Here is a 17,509-nt window from a genome sequence, read left to right on the forward strand (position 1 = left end):
TTTGGCGGACGCCGGGTCCGCGCAGCGGAAACCTTTGCGGACCACGGGTCCGCAGCCCGAAGGGCAATTATTAGACGTTTTGAGCGGTGCGGCTATTTTAGCCAAAAGCCGCACGCGAAAAATTATGGCGGAGAACTACAGAAATATCGGGCGGCTGGTCGCGGTGCATGGACTGCAGGGCGAGTTGGTGCTGTTGCACCGGCTGGGCCGCAAGACCAGTCTGAAAGGACTGAAGACGCTTTTTCTCGAAGAGCGGAAGGATGAGATGTTGCCGTGGTTTATCCAGGGCGTGCGCGTGAAGAGCGACGAAGAACTCTTCGTGAAGCTGGAAGGCCTCGACACGAAAGAGGCTGCGCGGCGGGTAGTGCAGAAAGAGGTCTGGCTGACGGAGCGCGACTTCGAGCACTTCGCGGGCAAGTCAGCGCCGATCTCGATGGTGGGCTTCCGGCTACTGGACTCGGGCCGCGATCTGGGGGAGATTCTCGAGGTGATCGAGCAGCCGCACCAGGTGCTTTGCCGGATCGATCTGGAGGGGAAGGAGGCTTTGATACCCGTTCATGAGCAAACTTTAAGAAAGGTTGATCCCAGGAAGCGCGAGGTGCATGTCGAGCTGCCGGATGGATTGTTGGAGGTGTATCGCTAGTTATTCGTCGCGATCCCGTTTTAGCTCCAATTGGCCGAGGCCGGCGGGAACGCGGCGGCCGCCGAGGCAGGCCATTGCGAATATGCGCTCCGGACGCTATCTTTACCGCCTAAATCCCTTTCATGTCCCCTCGCTACCCTGTTGACACCCGCCGGCAGATGACGGTCCTTTTGGCCTGTTGCCTGCTATTTATTCAACCCCTTCTTGCTCAGCCGGTTATCACCTCCGTCACCCCGACGGTGGGTCCGGGCAAAATGCAGCTGACCATCACCGGGCATAACTTCTCGCCATACGCCGGCCACAACCTCGTCAATTTCGGCGCGACACAGGGCATTGCCTTGCTTAGCGGGACCGACACCCTACGGGTAATGGCCCCCTATAGCACCTCTTACCAACCGATAACCGTATGGTCGGATGGACTCACCGGCATCGCCAGCCAATCCTACGACCAGACCTTCTCCAATGGCGGCGTGCCTTTCTCCGCGGGTTCCTTCGGGGCCCCCGTCAATTATGCGACCGACGGAAATGCATTATCGGTATACGATCTGAACCTGGACGGCAAGCCGGAGATCATCAGTTCGGCAGGGAATAACGCGCCGCAATTTGCGATGCGGAGTTTTTCCGTGATGACCAACACCGGCGGCGGCGGGACGCTTTCCTTCAACACCCAGCATTTTCCCCAGGCAAAATCGCCCTACTATTGCGTGCCGGCCGACCTCGACGGCGACACCTGGGCCGATCTGGTTACCTGGGACTCCGCGGCCGACGGCTCCTGCGAGATCACCGTTTACAAAAATTCCGGGCCGGGCGCAGCCATCGCTTTTGCGCCGGGCGTCTCTTCGCAATACGGCACCCATCCCACCAGCCAGCCGAGGAAACTGCTGCTGCAGGACTTCGACGGCGACGGCCAATTGGATATCCTCACCGACCAGCTCCGGTCGACGGGCGGCCCGCAAGGCCAGTTCTATCTGATCTTCCTGCGAAACGAGGGAGGGCTTCATTTCAAAGACTCGCTCGAATTCGTGCCTACCAGCCCCAGTGGCTCCTTTCCGGGCAGTCTGGGCGACTATAACACCGCGGACCTCGATGGGGACGGCAAGCCGGATCTCGTCGTCAAGACCGGGAGTGTGCTCTATTTTTACCGCAACGTCAGCACGCGCGGAAACATCGCCTTTGCGCCATCGACGGTGATCCTTACTTCGGTCGGCGCGGGCCCCTATTTCAAACTGGCCGATATCGACGGCGATGGAAAGAACGACTTCGTGTCCCTGGATGGGGAGTCGATCACGGTCCAGCTGAATACCGGCACCCCGGGCAATCCCTCCTTCGGCCCGCAGAACATCATTGCCACAGGCAGCATCGGCTCCGAGCTGGCGCTCGGCGACCTCGATGGAGACGGGCGGCCCGATGTCGTCGTCAGCAACCAGGGAGATGACAATATCTCGGTCCTGCGCAACACCGGCAGCCGCGGAACCGTGTCCTTTGACGCGAAGGTCAACTACAGCACGACCGATGCGAATTATACTTTTTCGGCGCCTTTTTATATTCACCTCACCGATCTTGACGGCGACCAGCGGCCGGAGATCATCGTGAGCGACGGCACCGTCAAGCGGGTAACGGTCTTCCAAAACCGAATGGGGCTCTCGCCCGCACCGACCATCAGCGGGATCACGCCGAATGCGGCCACGGCCGGTCAGCCGGTGGGGATCAAGGGTGCCAATTTCACCGGCGCGTTATACGTGAGCTTTGGCGGAGTCCCCGCGAGTTCGTTTGCCGTCGTGGGGGCGGACTCGATCATAGCGATCCCGGCAGGCGGCGCGACAGGGAAGGTAGCGGTGACAACGCGCGGCGGGTCCGATACCCTCGCGGGCTTTACCTATCTCCCGGCGTCGAAACCCACGATCACCGCGTTTAGTCCGGCCAGCGCAAAGTTTGGCGATACGGTCCGGGTCATGGGAACACATTTCATCACCGCACAGTCGCTGACGTTTGGCGGCGTACCCGCAACTTATTTCAACGTGGCTAATGACAGCCTGTTGCTGGCGGTGGTCGGCATGGGGCAGAGCGGTAGTGTAGCAGTGAGGACAACGGGCGGAGTCGACTCGCTCAGCGGGTTCGTCTATACGACGATCCAACCCGTGATCAGTAGCTTTATCCCAACGAGCGGCAAACCCCTGGACACGGTGCTCGTATGGGGAGCCCATTTTGCCAGTCCCGCTGTGACGGGCGTCAGCTTTGGCGGCGTGGCCTCGCCGTATTTCCATGTGTTGAATGATTCTGTTCTCTATGCTCTCGTCAGCCCCGATGGCGCGAGTGGTGCCGTGGCGGTGAGCAATGGTTTGGTCAGCGGTTCGCTAGCCGGGTTTACCTTTATCCGGCCGGCGCCGGTCGTTCGGACCTTCTATCCGAACCGTGCGCATAGCGGCGACACCGTCGTCATCAGGGGCTCGAATCTAACCGGTGCTACGATCGTCCAGTTTGGCGGCACGAACGCGGCGCGTTTTGTCGTGGAAGCAGATTCCGTCGTCATGGCTACTGTCGGCAATGGCGCGACGGGGGAGGTGGCGGTGTTTACGTCGAAGGGTAGTGACTCGATCGGTACGTTTACGTATCTGGGCGCTGCCGATACAACAAAGCCCGCACCACCGGATACGACGAACCCTGCACCGCCGGACACGACGAAGCCCGCACCACCCGACACGACAAGACCCGCGGCCCCGGCCGCATTCAAGCTCGTCTCCTATGGCGGCGCGCTGGTGAACGGCCAGGCCGTGCTAGTTTGGGTCGCGCAGCACGACAGCAGTATTCTCTCCTACACGATACAGGAAGGCAGCGATTCGACGGCGCTGGTGGATGTTGCCGCCGTGGCATCGAAACGTTTAGCCGTGGCGGGTTATGCCTATACCGATCCCGAGGTGCGCAGCGGCAAGACCTGGTACCGCCTGATCATGGTGGATACTGCCTCGCGACGCATCGATGGGCCGTTTCTGCCGGTGACCTTTGTCGCAACCCAGGCCACAGGCATCTTCCCCAACCCTGCGGTCGGGGTGATGACGGCGCTGATCCCGAATCCGGCGGTCGCCTCGCAGTTCGAGCTGGCCGATGCCAACGGGCGGGTACTGATGGTGATCCCGGTGGCCCCGGGGAACACGAGCATGCAGGTCAACCTGAGCGGATTGAATCCGGGAACCTACCGCCTCACCTGGTCGGATGGTCATCGTCGAACGACCAAAACAGTCCTGATCCTGAAATAACTCAACAGCACACAAACAAATTCCCGGGATCGACGTCCTTGAAATTGCCGGCCTTGTCATCCGGCATGGCCGGACCAAGCGGCCCTTCGAGGCGGAAGACCTCCTTGCTGACGAGGCGCTTCAGGCGGATATCGACGAGGATGGTGCTGTTGGGTTTGACCATCTTGTCGAAGAATTCGGGTTGGGCGACGATCTCCAGCGGGCGGTAGTGGACGAAGCCCGAGTCGGGGCGGGGTTTCACCTGCAGCCCGAGTTTAGTGATCCCGGGTGCGGCCTCCCGCACCGTTTTTGCGCCATCAGTTACTGCCGGGGCGCCTTTCAAAATATCATAGTTCACGAAATAGGTAATGGTCTCCGGATGGTGGCTGTTTTGCTGGCGATCTGCGAAAAAACCTTCGGGGAGATGGTTGGGGCTGTTGTCACCGGCGGTGAAGAGGAGATCGAAGTCTTTTAAGGCGTTGCCCTCCGTGTCCAGGAGGCGGAAGATGACCATGCAGAAGCGGTCATGGATAAAATAGCGTTTGGTGAGGGTAATGAGGCGGTCGCTGACGGACTCGAGGCGTTGGATCTGCTGATTAGCCGCGGTCTGTGCGGCGAAGCTGTTTATGGCGTTAGCATAGTCGGCTTCGTTAGCCACGCGGATCGCCGTGAGGATGGCGTTGACCGTCTCCTGGCTGGGAGCGTCGGTGGTCTCGGCTTTTATACTCGTCATGATGCCCATCGTGTCGCCGGAATGCGACTTGCCCTTGACGATAAGAAAAGGCGTCGCCGGGGCGGTGTGGTATTCGAGGGCGGGATCGCCGTCCTGCAGGGAGCCGTCGGCGGCGGTGCTGAGGTTTTGTTTGATGATGACCATGTCGGCGTTGAGATTGGCCCCGGCCGAGCGGACACAGCCGTCGGAGCCGATTTCCCCGGTGTAACTGTTGAGATTGTCATACAGCTGTCTATCGATGGACTGCCCGACGATGACAAAGGGATAGAACCCGTTGGCGCCGGCGGGCGATTGGGCGGTCGTGATCCAGTCGGTGTTGAGGGCCCAGGCGGGCGCACTGCCGAGTTCGAGCCAGTCCAATACTCCCTGGCCCGGTTGCACGCCCTGGGTCCAGGACCGCAGACGGCCGAGGGTGCCCTTGCCCAGCTGGGCCAGCGCCGACCCGAAATTGGCGGGGGCCAGCATGATCAAATGGCTCATCGGGCCGGGTTTTGCGCTGCTCTTCCAATAGCGGGCCCACCAGTCGCGCAGCACGGGACCGCCTGTGGAGTGGGTGATGACGATAAAGCGCTCACCCGCCGCTACGATTCCTGCCAGTTGTTCGTCGATCGCCGCCTGGAAGGCGCGGGAGATATCGGCCAGCTGTACTTCATCGTGAAAACTGATGTATCGCGCGAGCCAGATCTCGTGGATCGCGGCGGTCTCGCCATGGGCCGCAAATTCGGCGCGCAGCCGCAGCGGCAGCTGGCCATAAGTGTTGAGATTGGTCACGCTCCACCCGTGGACGAAGACGAGGTTAATGGGCATAGTTAGGGTTGTTTGTGCCTATTAAAGGTAGCGGTCTGCCGTGAGAACGGACCCGTGGTATTCCCTGAAATTGGTAAAAATTGGCTACAAAAAATAAAATACCCTTCCTATATTCGGGGTCAAACCTAAATTAGCCGCATGAACAAGTTCGTCTCTGGCCTGCTTTTTTGCACTCTGCAAACCGCCGCTATCCTTATCCTTCCGGCATCGACCATGGCCCAGCCCCGGTCAAACCCGCCCGCGACCCCGGCCCCGGCCCCGGCGCCGGCCACAGCCGAAAAGCCGGTGGCACACAGCCGTATCCTCAATATCGACTCCTCCGTCACCACCCACGCCGAGGTAACCATCAAAGGCCAGAGAGTACCCTACGACGCAACGGCCGGCACCATCCCCGTCTGGGATGAAGAAGGGAAACCCATCGCCGGCGTCTTCTATACCTATTACGAACGCTCAGACATAAAAGATCGCGACAGTCGTCCCCTCGTCATCTCCTTCAACGGCGGCCCTGGAACCCCTTCCGTATGGATGGAGATCGGCTATACCGGCCCCCGGCGTTTAAAGATCGACGACGAAGGCTATCCGGTTCAACCCTATGGCGTCCAGGAAAATCCCAACTCCATACTCGATGTCGCCGACATCGTTTATGTAGACCCGGTGAACACCGGCTTCTCCCGCGCCGTCAGCAAAGACATCCCCACCAGCAAATTCTTCGGGGTGAACGAAGACATAAAATATCTCGCGGAATGGGTGGCCACCTTCGTATCCCGCAAGAACCGCTGGGCCTCCCCCAAATTCCTCATCGGCGAGAGCTATGGCACCACCCGCGTATCCGGCCTCGCCCTTGAACTCCAGAATGCGCAATGGATGTACCTCAACGGCGTCGTCCTCGTGTCGCCAACCGAGATCGGTATCGACCGCGCCGATTATGTAAAGACCTCCCTCCTCGTCCCCTACTACGCCGCCACCGCCTGGTACCACAAAGTGCTTGCCCCCGATCTCCAAAGCAAAAAACTCACCGACTACCTCCCGGAAGTCGAGGACTTCACCATCAACGAATTGATGCCGGCGCTGGCAAAAGGCGGCTTCCTCGACAGCGCCAAACGGCAATCCCTGGCCGCTAAGCTGGCGCACTACACCGGCCTCTCGGAAAAAGCCGTTCTCGAAACCAACCTCGAGATCCCCACCAATTTTTTCTGGAAAGAACTCCTCCGCGATAAGGGCTTCACCGTGGGCCGCCTGGACTCCCGCTACAAAGGCATCGATCGTCAGGATGCCGGCGCTTCCCCCGACTACAACGCCGAACTCACCTCCTGGGAACATTCCTTCACGCCGGCGATCAATATCTATCTCCGGGAAGACCTTCACTACAAGACCGACCTGAAATATTATATGTTCGGCCCCGTCCGTCCCTGGAACAACGAGAACAATCGCGTCGGCGAGAACCTCCGCCAGGCCATCGCACAAAACCCCTACCTGCATCTGCTGATCCAGTCGGGCTATTTTGACGGAGCCTGCGACTATTTCAACGCCAAGTACAGCCTCTGGCAACTCGACCCCAGCGGGAAACTGAAGAACCGGCTCCACTGGGAAGGGTACCCCAGCGGCCACATGCTCTACCTGCGGAAACCCGACCTTGAAGCAGCCACCGAAAGCCTGCGCCGCTTTATCCGCGAAGCCACGCCGAAACCCGGCGAGCCCGCGAAATACTAAGACGAGCCAGCGAAATACTGAGGAACTGCCCGGATTCGACACGGATTCAGCCGAAATCGGCACGCTTATATATTTGTAAGCGCACTCTGGCGACCATCGATTAGTTTTATTGGTAATTGCTAAACCGTAAAAATTTGCCATGAAAAAGACCCTGCTCCTGGTCGCCGTATCCTTCGGCGTCCTGGTATCCTGTAAAAAGAATTCTGGTTCTTCCAGTTCCTACCATGTTACTGCCACCATCGACGGGAAAGCCCAAACTTTCAACGTAAGTCCCCTGGCCACCCGCCTCTCGGCCTTTGGGATCACCGAGATCGCGATCGAAGGATTCAACGGAACCGGCACCAGCAACACCCAGGCTCTGAGCATCGGCTGGACTGCCGAACCTCCCAGCACCGCCAAATTCGGCCCGGGTACCTGGTCCGACACCTCCCAAAGCTATGGGACCATCGGAGCCTATGTCGTTTCAACAAACGAGCAGTATGTCACCGGCAGCGGGGTCACCGGAGTCGCTACCACTTCCGGAACAAAAGGCCTCAATGATCTGAAGATCACCATATACGTCCCTCGACTCCACCGCCGTCAAAGGGACGTTCAGCGGCGACTTCTATTTTATGGGGGACATCACCGGCACAAAAAAGACGATAACGAACGGGGATTTCTATGTGGCCTGGAAGAAATAAGACAAGGCCAGCATCATAGCGCTTTTGCCATCGTGATCGCCGGATTGACCATCGGGATCTTTAACGTATAAATAGGTTTTGCAGCTGCCAATATGCCGATTAAGTTGGTATGTTTGCGGTGTGGGCAGTAACTTAAACTATATCGACTCTTTCACCGAATTTTTCCCCTTCTGCCGGGAACTATACTCCTTTTCTACTTTCAAGGACTTCTCCCTGTCCGTTGCTGCATAAGCATTTTACAGTTATATAGTAATTCCAGTCAACCGGCTTGACTGATCATCCATTGTGTGTAAATCAATACATCATGTCACACGTGATCATCGCTTGTATTATCGTTCTCTCCATTTTTATCATCATTTTATTCCTCATCACCATGCATAATAATCGGCTCAAGGCACGAACGAACAGCATCCTGTCCTGCTTCAACCAGGCAGGCATTGTTCACAACCTTTCTATTACCGGCCAGGAAATATTACCGGACAAAGTCCTGGGTCTGGACGGCCCCAAAGGGAAACTGCTGCTCACCGAAGAAAAGGATGGAGAATATAGCACCCGGGTTGTCGACCTCAGGGAGATTGCCGCCTGTACGGTGAAAAAGGTATACGCCGCCATCAAGAGTCATGAGTACCGGAAAAACAGACCGGAAGACCATCTGATGTCCATCGCGTTGGAATTGGAGTTCATCGCCGGCAACGCGCCGATGACCGTGCTTTTTTACAAAAATACGGTCAATAGCATCTATGAACTGCCGCAACTGGAGACCAGGGCAAAGAATTGGGCAACCCTATTATCAACGCTTAAAGTTTCCTCATGAATACAAACCAGGAAGGTCCTTCGATAAACGGTATCATCGGGGTACTGGTCACATTCATCAATGTCATCATTCTTGAAAGAGGGTTCACCATGGACGAAAGATGGTACTTATTGCTGGCGATAACCTTGCCGCTGTTTGTCGTGACGGCCATCGACATGAGACGTAATACCCCGCCGGATCAGCGCTGACGGCTATGGGCCCCTTGCCGGCGGGCCTTCGGGCCGCTATTCCGCTCTAAGCGACTTCACCGGATCGGCGAGCGCCGCCTTCAGCGACTGGAAGCTCACCGTCACCAGCGCGATCAAAAACGTGGCGATCCCGGCGACGGCAAAGATCCACCAGGCCAGATCGGTCCGGAAGGCGAAGTCCTGCAGCCAGCGGTGCATGGCCCACCACGAGAGCGGCGCGGCGATCAGGAAACTGATGGCCACCAGCCGGGTGAACTCGCCGGAGAGCAGGCCGAGGATGCCGCGGGTGGAAGCGCCGAGGACCTTGCGGATGCCGATCTCTTTTGTGCGGCGTTCGGCGATGAACGCGGCAAGCCCGAAGATCCCCATGCAGCCGATCACCAGCGCAAGACCGGCAAACACCAGGGCTATCTTCCCCACTTGTTCGTCTGCCTTGTACATGTCGTTAAACGCCTGGTCCATGAACCGGTAGTTAAACGGCGTACCCACATTCATCGTCTTCCAGACGTCCCGGATATGGGTGAGTGTCTCGCCGAGATGGGTCGTGCTCACGCGGAAAGAGACCGAGCCGTTGCTGGGCCAGAGCATGTGCATGATCAGCGGGCCGACGGCCTGATGCATCGATTCGAAGTTGAAGTTCTTTACCACGCCGATGATGCGATGGGCGACCAGCGAATCGGAACGGTCGCCGCGGTAGATGTATTTGCCGACGGGATCGCCGGGCCCGAGCAGTCTTGCCGTCGTCTCGTTGATGATCAGCGCCGAGGAGTCACGGGGATACGCGGGCGAGAAATTGCGGCCGCTGATCAGGGACATCCCCATGGTGGCCAGATAGTCCTTGTCGACACACCAGAACTGGGTGTTGAACGCGTTTTCGGTGTTTTGGACGGGCCCTTTGAAGACATTGTTCGTGTTGCGATCGGCCTGGCCTATCGGCAAATAGGAGGTGACGGTGCCGCTTCTTACTTCAGGCAGGCGGAGGATCTCCCGTTTAAAGCCCTGGACAGAGGAGCCCAGCGCGTCGGTCCCGTCCACGATCAACACCTCTTGTTTGTTGAAGCCAAGATCGCGGTTGCGCATAAAGTTCAGCTGACGGTAGACGACGAGGGTGCCGACCATCAGCACGATGCTCGTGGTAAACTGAAAGACGACGAGAACGCTTCGTAGTCTTTCACCGCCGCTACCAGTCTTAAGTTTTCCTTTCAACACTTCGATCGGCCGGAACCCGGAGAGGAAGAAGGCCGGGTAACTGCCCGCGAAGAGTCCCACCACCAACGGAAGAGCAGCCATGAGGATAAGGAGGGAAGGCGAGAACAGGCGGCCCAACGTGATCTGTTTGCCGGCAAGGCTATTAAACAGCGGGAGGCCGAGCGCAGCGAGGCCGATGGCGAAGAACAGACTGATCGTCACCAGCACGATGGACTCGACCAGAAACTGCCGCATCAGTTGTTGCCGCGACGTGCCGAGCACCTTGCGGATGCCCACCTCCCGGGCGCGACCCGCGGAGCGCGCCGTGGTCAGATTCATAAAATTCACACAGGCGATCAGCAGGATAAAAACGGCCACGATACTGAAGATATAGACATATTGCAGACTGCCGGGAGGATTCAGTTCCTCGAGCTGATGGCTGCGGAGATGGATATCGGTCAACGGCACAAGGGTGTAATCCATTTTGTTGCCGGACTTATAGAATTGATCCATGGTCGTGATCTGGAAGGTTTTCAGTTCGGGCAGAAGGTATTTGACCAGATACTGCCGGAAGTTGCTTTCGACATTCTTCGGGTCGGCTCCTTTTTTCAGTAACAGATAGGTATAGAAGTTATGATTCCCGGGTTGGTTCCAGGGGTAGTCCAGACCCTTCATGGCGAGCAGAAAATCGTAGTGGAAATGCGCGTTGGCGGGGATATCCCGGATGACGGCGCCTACCTTGTAGAGCACAACCCGGCCGTTTTCGCGCATTTCGAGCGTGCGCCCGGCGGCTTGCGGTGTAGAGAAATATTTTGTGGCGAAGGAAGCGGTCAGGACGATAGACCTGGGCTCCGTGAGGGCTTTATGCGGATCGCCATCGACTGCTGGAAGGGTGAATACGTCGAAGAAGCTGGAGTCGACATAGGCGCCATTGGTCTCGGGGATATATTGATTCCCCTTGCGGAGGAAGCGCGTTCCTACTTCTTTATAGATGCGTGTCTGTTCCTCGACCCCGGGAAATTCCTTTTTCATCACCGGACCCATGATATCCGGCGTCTGCGCCATATGAAGGTCGGCGCCGCCCCAGTGTGCGTCAGCCGCCACCCGGTAGATGCGATTGGCGTTGGTGTTGAAGCGATCGTAACTCAGTTCGTCGAGGACGTAGAGCGCGATGAGCAGGAAGCAGCCGAGGCCGATGGCCAGGCCAAAGAGGTTGATGCCCGCGAAGAGTTTGTTCTTCGCGAGGTTGCGCCAGGTGGTGACGAGATAGTTCTTTAGCATGGAGGTGTTTTTATGGTTGCAACGGCCTGACCCCGGCGGCGGCCGGGGTTTTGTGGTGTGACGAGGGTGTCGGAGGAAATGTTACAGGATGTCCGGGAAACTAAACTTTTTAGTATATTTGTATGTGGCCGCGCAGCGCTATATCGCCCATTTCGACCTCGACGCCTTCTTTGTCAGCGTCGAGTGCATCAACGATCCCTCGTTGAAGGGCCTTCCCCTGCTGGTCGGCGGCCATAGCGACCGCGGGGTCGTGGCGGCCTGCAGCTATGAGGCGCGGAAATTTGGGATCCATAGCGCCATGCCGATGAAAACAGCGTTGCGGCTTTGTCCGCATGCGACGGTGGTGGGCAATGCCCGTGGGGAGTACAGCAAATATTCGCGGTGGGTGACGGAGATCATCGCGGCAAAGGCGCCGCTTTTCGAGAAGGCATCGATCGATGAGTTCTATCTCGACCTGACAGGGATGGATCGGTTTTTCGATACTTATCAATGGACGATCGCCCTTCGGGAGGAGATTATCGCCGCGACGACGCTGCCCATCTCTTTTGCGCTGGCGTCGAATAAGATGATCTCGAAGATCGCTACCCAGGAGGCCAAGCCCAATGGCTATATCCAGGTGCCTGCCGGCATGGAGCGGGAGTTTCTCGCCCCGCTGAAGGTGGGCAAGATCCCCGGTGTCGGCGAGCAAACCGAGCAGACCTTAAAGGAGATGGGTATCGAGACCATCCGCGATCTGAGTGAACAACCTATCCACCTGCTGGAAAAGCGATTGGGAAAATATGTGGTCGATCTCTGGTCTAAATCGCGGGGTATCCATGAGGGCGAGGTCATACCGTACCACGAGGCGAAGTCGATCTCCACCGAGAATACCTTTGAAGCGGACAAGACCGATCTGGATTTCCTGATGGCCGAGCTGGTGAGGATGACCGAACGTGTGGGGTATGAGCTGCGGCAGGACAACAAAACCGCGGGTTGCGTGGCCGTGAAGATCCGCTATCCCGATTTCGAGACGACATCCCGGCAGGTGACCATCCCCTATACCTTCTATGACGACGAGCTGATCGCCAAGGTGAAAGAACTGTTTCATAAGCTTTGGCGCAAAGGCCAGCCGATCCGGTTGCTCGGGGTTCGGCTGAGTGAACTGACCGGAGAGGCTATCCAGACCAATCTCTTCGAGGATACCCGGAAGAAAACGGAGTTGTACAAGGCCATCGACGAGGTGAAGAACAAATGGGGGAAGGGCGCCGTCGTAAAGGCGGGTGGCCAGGGGAAGGCCGAAAAGGAAGAAGCGAAGGCCGTGTCGCGGTTTTTGCGCAAATCGGGAAACGAGGACGAGCGACCATGAAGATCACAGCAGCATACACCAGAGACCAATTCGAGACGATGGAGGCGCTGGGGCGGCGCATCGTGCCGGATTTTTACGCCCAGTACCTGCCGCCTGAGTGCGCGGACTACCTGGTGCGGTTGTCCCATACCGTCGAGGCCTTCGAGTCGCAGGTGGCCGAGGGATACCGGCATTATATGGTCGAGATCGGCGAGGAGCCCGTCGGCTACTTCGGGCTTCACGAAGAGGATCATACGATGGTGCTGACGCAGTTCTATTTATTGCAGGAATGGCGCGGTAAGGGGATCGGGCAGCGGGTGATGGATTTTATCCACCGCGAGGCCGACGATCTTCGGGTGAAGCGGATCGAATTGCTGGTCCTGCGCAAGAATACCGTCGCGCTGGCGCTGTACCGGAAGAATGGGTACTCCGTGGCGGCCGAGGTGCTGACCCCCGTGGACACCGGACATACCCTGGAGGACTATGTGATGCAAAAAAGTTTTGATAGACAGTGAGTTGTGCATGGAGTTGCAGATTTGATGCGGGGAACAGCGGGTTTGTGAACAGCGTTGTTAAATTTTTTTATTTAAGTCTACTACTTTGATAGGGAATTAATATCTTTACTGCCCGTTTGGGTGCCGGTGTCATCCGGTGTCGACGGAATTTTTCACTTTCAAACAAACAGTATATGAGTTTACGTCTCGGCGACAAAGCGCCAAATTTCCAGGCCAAGACATCGATTGGCGACCTCGACTTCTACAATTTTCTGGGTGATTCCTGGGGTATTCTCTTTTCTCACCCTGCCGACTATACGCCCGTGTGTACGACCGAGCTGGGGCGGACGGCCGCGCTGAAGGACGAGTTTGCCAAGAGAGGTGTGAAGGTGCTGGCATTGAGCGTGGACCCCGTGGATAAGCATCTGGGTTGGATCAAAGATATCAATGAGACGCAGAACACGACGGTCGACTTCCCGATCATCGCCGATGAGGATCGCAAGGTGAGCACATTGTATGAGTTCATCCATCCGAATGCGTCGGCGACGGCAACGGTTCGTTCGCTGGTGATCATCGGGCCCGATAAGCTGGTGAAGCTGATCATTACCTATCCCGCATCCACCGGCCGCAACTTCAACGAGGTGCTCCGCGTTGTCGATTCGCTGCAGCTGACGGTTAATCATAGCGTCGCTACGGGTGCCGACTGGAAAGAGGGCGAGGATGTGATCATCGTTCCGTCGATCAGCACCGAAGATGCGAAGAAGAAGTTCCCCAAGGGGGTTCGCGAAATAAAGCCTTATCTGCGGTATACGCCTCAGCCGAACAAGTGATTGGCACTACCGCAGCTGAATAAGTAGTTAATTGGAACGGGTTTCTATATTCGCCGGCCGGGTTTTTCCCGGCCGGCTTTTTTTATTGGCCGCGCGGTGGCCCGCCCCAGCGGCCTCGCGGCTACAGCGGCGGCCGCGCAAAAAAATCAAGCACCGTTTTATTAAACCGCACCGGATCCTCCTGCGGTTCATAATGCGTTCCTTTTTTGAAGATGACAAGCGTCGACCCGGGGATACGCTTGGCGATCTCGCGTGTATGGGGTTCGCGGATGACATCGTGTTGCCCGGCCATGATCAGCACGGGGCAACGGATGGCGGCAAGCTCATCGAAGGTATGGCGCGGTTCGGTAAGCAGAAGGGTGATCAGCCGGCTGCGGTTGACGGACTCGTGGGCCCGTGCAGGAGCAATATAGCAATTTTTGGAGGCGTTGTCGTATATTGGACCTTATGAAAAAACTACTGCTTATCCCCCTCCTTCTCTGGGTGGGCCTCGCCTATTGCCAAAAAACCATTATTTATTGCGGCAAGCTGATCGACCCGGCGGCCGGCCAGGTGCTGACGGAAATGTCGGTGATCGTCACCGGCGGGACTGTGACTGCCGTTCAGAAAGGGTATGCGGCCGCGGCGGCAGGGGATAAGACGATCGATCTGAAGAACCGCACCGTGATGCCCGGGCTGATCGATTCCCATGTTCATCTGGAGCAGGAGACGAGCCCGAATGCGCAGCTGCGGGAGTTTACCGAGAATACGGCGGATATCGCTTTCGAGTCGACGGGCTATGCGCGGACGACCCTGATGGCGGGGTTTACGACAGTGCGGGATGTCGGCGGGTCGGGTGTTAACATCGCGCTTAGAAATGCGATCCGCAAGGGTCTGGTGGTAGGTCCGCACGTGTTCACCGCCGGCAAGATCATTTCTTCGACGGGCGGTCATGCGGATCCCACCCATGGCTACCGGGATGGCCTGTACGCCGAACCCAGCTTTACCGAGACCGTCGCCGATGGCAAAGATGCTTGTATCAAGGCCGTCAGACAGATGTATAAAGAAGGCGCCGATCTGATCAAGATCACCGCCTCGGGCGGAGTCCTCAGCCTCGAAAAGGATGGCAGCGGGGCGCAGTTCTCCGATGAGGAACTAAAGGCCATTGTCTCGACGGCCAAAGATTATGGGATGCCGGTGGCGGCGCATGCACATGGCGCCGAGGCGATGAAGCGGGCCATCCGTGCGGGCGTTACCTCTATCGAACACGGCACTTATATGGATGATGAAGCCATCGCGCTCTTCAAACAATATGGCGTCTGGTATGTGCCGACGATTATCGCGGGTAAATCGGTGGCCGACTCGGCGAAGAAACCCGGCTATTATCCGCCGGTGATCGCGGGGAAGGCCATGGCCATCGGGCCGGTGATCCAGGGAACTTTTGCCAGGGCTTATAAGGCGGGCGTGAAGATCGCCTTCGGCACCGATGCCGGGGTCTATAAACACGGGAAAAACTGGATGGAGTTTATCTATATGACCGAGGCCGGGATGCCTGCCCTGGAGGCGATCAAATGCGCGACCGTGAATGCGGCGGCGCTGGTCGGCGTCAGCGATAAGGCGGGGACGCTCGAGCCGGGGAAATGGGCGGATATCATTGCCGTTGAGGGCGATCCGACAAAGGATATCCACGCCATGGGGCAGGTGCGGTTTGTGATGAAAGAGGGGGTGGTGTATAAGAGTGAATAGTTGCTCTGAGGCGGTTGATGCCTGCTTTAAATTCACCTTGAGGGTGAATTTTTTGCTTTAATGGGTAAAATTTTCACTTTTATTTTGGATTGCTAAAAAATTTCGTATTTTTGGGTATGAAATGTTTTTTATGGCGACAAGAGAGGAAGTGCAGTCATTCCTTTCGGACTTTTTTCAAAAGATGAAAATATGGGAAATAAGGGTCCGGGATGACAGAGGAAAAAATAAGCAGGCCCTGTATAGATTGGAAATAAGTCCGGTACAGCGACTGAAAGTTATAGAGAGTCTTGCAGTAGCAGAATATTCTGAAGGGCCTGGAGAGGATATACTTAATGGAGGCGCTCCGCAATGGGTATTTGGTAAAGTGGTGAAAGGCCAAATGATCTACATCAAAATATCAGTCGGTCTTCCGGCTCGTCCGGTGATATGTATTTCGTTTCATGAAGCGGAATATGAAATGCATCTACCTTTTAAAGGAGAACAATTATGAATTATTTACAACCAGAAGGTAATATCAGTCTGAGAAGGCGGCCTGCGACATTTGAGTTCAGGAAGGAGCCATTCAATATTATTGACCACACCTGGATTGACAACGAAAGTGGTGAAGAGTTTACTACCCTCGTGCTCGATGAGCTTAACCAGGCGCAGATACATAACCAGTATCGAAGCAAGTATGGAATACCGTTCATCGATGAAATTAAGATGATCAGGGAGCAATATGGATTGAGTGCCGCTAAAATGAGCGATATATTGGGACTCGGGCCGAATGTTTATCGGAATTATGAAAATGGGGAGATGCCAAGTATAACGACGGGGCGGCTGATCCAACTGGTCAAAGACCCGGTGGAGTTCAGGAAACTCATTGAATTGAGCAGCAATGAATTGGAGGCGCATGACCTGGAACGGGTCATGAAGAAGATCAATACCAGGTTAGCCGGGTGGGATCGGCTGGAGAATAGCTTTGAAGAAAGGATCTTTGGCACAAGGACCCCAAGTAATTTTAATGGTTATCGGGTTCCTGTTTTGGAAAAGATCGGGATGATGACCAAATATTTCGCGAGTCAGCTGGAACCTTTCAAAACCAAGATGAACAAACTCCTGTTTTATGCCGATTTTTTTCACTACAGCAAAACGGGGTTCAGTATTACCGGCTTGACCTATGTGGCCATCCAGCATGGTCCGGTGCCTAAGAATTACGGAAGCATTTATGACCGGCTTTGGGAGTCCGGATATGTGGAAATGAAGGAGGAGGAGTTCGAGGGGTTCGGCGGCGAGCGGCTCCTTTGTCAAAATGGTGATCCGGATCTGGAGTTGTTTTCTTCCAGCGAACGGTTTGCCATTGAGACGATTGCCAAAAGGCTTGGGCATTTAAAGACTGCCGATATTGTAAATGTAAGCCATGACGAACTTGCGTGGAAGCAAAATATCGATGGCAATGGGCGGATCAGGTATGATTATAGTTTTAGTCTGCAGCATATCGAGTAAATTAGGGCATGATTTTTCCAAAAGTTTGCATAGCCGCCTGCATTTGTATCGGGGGGCTGTCGGGTAAGGCACAGGTAAAGGCGGATGTCGTCACCCGGCCCGCCACGAAGACGGATAATAGTTTCTACGTGAGCAACCGTCACCCGCTAAAGCCGTTGGAGCTGATCCCTTTGCCGGTGGGCAGCGTGGAGCCGCGGGGTTGGGTGTTGCGATATCTGGAGTTGCAGCGGGATGGCCTGACCGGCAAGCTGGGAACGCTTAGCGCCTGGCTGGACAAGAAAGGCAACGCCTGGTACAGCGGCAACGGCAAGGGAGATCATGGCTGGGAGGAAGTGCCATACTGGCTGAAGGGCTATGGCGATCTCGGATATCTT

Annotated in this window: 15 protein-coding genes and 1 pseudogene; 13 read left to right on the forward strand and 3 right to left on the reverse strand. The window is 56.4% G+C overall.

The annotated features are described in order from the left end of the window. Positions 1–124 precede the first annotated feature (124 nt). Positions 125–643, forward strand: a complete 519-nt coding sequence (rimM, locus tag VGM48_RS04830) for a ribosome maturation factor RimM (RefSeq protein ID WP_331576591.1) — start codon at positions 125–127, stop codon at positions 641–643. A 122-nt stretch (positions 644–765) separates the two neighbouring features. Further along, the gene (locus tag VGM48_RS04835; protein ID WP_331576592.1) at positions 766–3,897 is read left to right on the forward strand and encodes an FG-GAP-like repeat-containing protein; all 3,132 of its coding nucleotides are present in this window, start codon (positions 766–768) and stop codon (positions 3,895–3,897) included. Between the two features lies 1 nt (position 3,898). Here the strand turns inward: VGM48_RS04835 and VGM48_RS04840 are convergent, their stop codons facing one another. Further along, positions 3,899–5,416, reverse strand: coding sequence for a hypothetical protein (locus tag VGM48_RS04840; RefSeq protein WP_331576593.1), 1,518 nt, complete (start codon positions 5,414–5,416; stop codon positions 3,899–3,901). Positions 5,417–5,554: 138 nt separating this feature from the next. Between VGM48_RS04840 and VGM48_RS04845 the strand changes: the two genes are divergently transcribed. From VGM48_RS04845 to VGM48_RS04860, 4 genes are all read left to right on the forward strand, one after another. After that, positions 5,555–7,126 (forward strand): S10 family peptidase, encoded by a 1,572-nt coding sequence (locus tag VGM48_RS04845; protein WP_331576594.1) that lies wholly within the window; start codon positions 5,555–5,557, stop codon positions 7,124–7,126. Between the two features lie 139 nt (positions 7,127–7,265). After that, on the forward strand, positions 7,266–7,877 hold the full coding sequence (locus VGM48_RS04850) for a hypothetical protein (RefSeq protein WP_331576595.1): 612 nt from the start codon (positions 7,266–7,268) through the stop codon (positions 7,875–7,877). Between the two features lie 233 nt (positions 7,878–8,110). Further along, positions 8,111–8,620 carry a hypothetical protein gene (locus VGM48_RS04855; RefSeq protein ID WP_331576596.1) on the forward strand — a complete coding sequence of 170 codons (510 nt, stop codon included), beginning with the start codon at positions 8,111–8,113 and terminating at the stop codon, positions 8,618–8,620. Beyond that, a complete protein-coding gene (locus tag VGM48_RS04860) occupies positions 8,617–8,808 on the forward strand; it encodes a hypothetical protein (protein WP_331576597.1) in 192 nt (63 codons plus the stop codon). The genes VGM48_RS04855 and VGM48_RS04860 overlap by 4 nt, the downstream gene beginning before the upstream one ends. A 36-nt stretch (positions 8,809–8,844) precedes the next feature. Here VGM48_RS04860 and VGM48_RS04865 read toward each other — a convergent pair whose 3' ends face one another. After that, positions 8,845–11,277: an ABC transporter permease gene (locus VGM48_RS04865; RefSeq protein ID WP_331576598.1), complete on the reverse strand. Its 2,433-nt coding sequence runs from the start codon at positions 11,275–11,277 to the stop codon at positions 8,845–8,847. Positions 11,278–11,365: 88 nt separating this feature from the next. Between VGM48_RS04865 and dinB the strand changes: the two genes are divergently transcribed. The 3 genes from dinB to VGM48_RS04880 all read left to right on the forward strand — a co-directional run bounded on the left by dinB (position 11,366) and on the right by VGM48_RS04880 (position 13,925). Further along, entirely contained in the window at positions 11,366–12,622 is a 1,257-nt protein-coding gene (gene dinB, locus VGM48_RS04870; protein WP_331576599.1) for a DNA polymerase IV, read from the forward strand. Next, a complete protein-coding gene (locus VGM48_RS04875) occupies positions 12,619–13,116 on the forward strand; it encodes a GNAT family N-acetyltransferase (protein WP_331576600.1) in 498 nt (165 codons plus the stop codon). Before dinB ends, VGM48_RS04875 begins: the two co-directional genes overlap by 4 nt. A gap of 173 nt (positions 13,117–13,289) precedes the next feature. Next, the gene (locus VGM48_RS04880) at positions 13,290–13,925 is read left to right on the forward strand and encodes a peroxiredoxin (RefSeq protein WP_331576601.1); all 636 of its coding nucleotides are present in this window, start codon (positions 13,290–13,292) and stop codon (positions 13,923–13,925) included. A 121-nt stretch (positions 13,926–14,046) separates the two neighbouring features. Here VGM48_RS04880 and VGM48_RS04885 read toward each other — a convergent pair whose 3' ends face one another. Then, positions 14,047–14,226: an alpha/beta hydrolase gene (locus VGM48_RS04885; protein WP_331576602.1), complete on the reverse strand. Its 180-nt coding sequence runs from the start codon at positions 14,224–14,226 to the stop codon at positions 14,047–14,049. 146 nt (positions 14,227–14,372) lie between these two features. Here VGM48_RS04885 and VGM48_RS04890 point away from each other — a divergent pair, with 146 nt between their 5' ends. From VGM48_RS04890 to VGM48_RS04905, 4 genes and pseudogenes are all read left to right on the forward strand, one after another. Next, positions 14,373–15,650, forward strand: coding sequence for a metal-dependent hydrolase family protein (locus VGM48_RS04890; RefSeq protein WP_331576603.1), 1,278 nt, complete (start codon positions 14,373–14,375; stop codon positions 15,648–15,650). Between the two features lie 130 nt (positions 15,651–15,780). Beyond that, positions 15,781–16,140, forward strand: coding sequence for a hypothetical protein (locus tag VGM48_RS04895; RefSeq protein WP_331576604.1), 360 nt, complete (start codon positions 15,781–15,783; stop codon positions 16,138–16,140). Beyond that, a complete protein-coding gene (locus VGM48_RS04900; RefSeq protein ID WP_331576605.1) occupies positions 16,137–17,135 on the forward strand; it encodes a type II toxin-antitoxin system antitoxin SocA domain-containing protein in 999 nt (332 codons plus the stop codon). The genes VGM48_RS04895 and VGM48_RS04900 overlap by 4 nt, the downstream gene beginning before the upstream one ends. Before the next feature lie 8 nt (positions 17,136–17,143). Continuing rightward, positions 17,144–17,509: pseudogene (locus VGM48_RS04905) on the forward strand (hypothetical protein); the annotation flags it as partial.

Source organism: Puia sp., assembly GCF_036500295.1.
In the GTDB taxonomy this organism is placed as follows: domain Bacteria; phylum Bacteroidota; class Bacteroidia; order Chitinophagales; family Chitinophagaceae; genus Puia.

Excerpts from the sequence above, each read along its gene's own strand:
- rimM (WP_331576591.1), top strand. The coding sequence starts at position 125 with ATGGCGGAGAACTACAGAAATATCGGGCGGCTGGTCGCGGTGCATGGA.
- VGM48_RS04860 (WP_331576597.1), top strand. The coding sequence starts at position 8,617 with ATGAATACAAACCAGGAAGGTCCTTCGATAAACGGTATCATCGGGGTA.
- VGM48_RS04900 (WP_331576605.1), top strand. The coding sequence starts at position 16,137 with ATGAATTATTTACAACCAGAAGGTAATATCAGTCTGAGAAGGCGGCCT.
- VGM48_RS04890 (WP_331576603.1), top strand. The coding sequence starts at position 14,373 with ATGAAAAAACTACTGCTTATCCCCCTCCTTCTCTGGGTGGGCCTCGCC.
- VGM48_RS04845 (WP_331576594.1), top strand. The coding sequence starts at position 5,555 with ATGAACAAGTTCGTCTCTGGCCTGCTTTTTTGCACTCTGCAAACCGCC.
- VGM48_RS04855 (WP_331576596.1), top strand. The coding sequence starts at position 8,111 with ATGTCACACGTGATCATCGCTTGTATTATCGTTCTCTCCATTTTTATC.
- VGM48_RS04875 (WP_331576600.1), top strand. The coding sequence starts at position 12,619 with ATGAAGATCACAGCAGCATACACCAGAGACCAATTCGAGACGATGGAG.
- VGM48_RS04880 (WP_331576601.1), top strand. The coding sequence starts at position 13,290 with ATGAGTTTACGTCTCGGCGACAAAGCGCCAAATTTCCAGGCCAAGACA.
- VGM48_RS04895 (WP_331576604.1), top strand. The coding sequence starts at position 15,781 with ATGGCGACAAGAGAGGAAGTGCAGTCATTCCTTTCGGACTTTTTTCAA.
- VGM48_RS04850 (WP_331576595.1), top strand. The coding sequence starts at position 7,266 with ATGAAAAAGACCCTGCTCCTGGTCGCCGTATCCTTCGGCGTCCTGGTA.
- dinB (WP_331576599.1), top strand. The coding sequence starts at position 11,366 with ATGTCCGGGAAACTAAACTTTTTAGTATATTTGTATGTGGCCGCGCAG.
- VGM48_RS04865 (WP_331576598.1), bottom strand. The coding sequence starts at position 11,277 with ATGCTAAAGAACTATCTCGTCACCACCTGGCGCAACCTCGCGAAGAAC.
- VGM48_RS04835 (WP_331576592.1), top strand. The coding sequence starts at position 766 with ATGTCCCCTCGCTACCCTGTTGACACCCGCCGGCAGATGACGGTCCTT.
- VGM48_RS04840 (WP_331576593.1), bottom strand. The coding sequence starts at position 5,416 with ATGCCCATTAACCTCGTCTTCGTCCACGGGTGGAGCGTGACCAATCTC.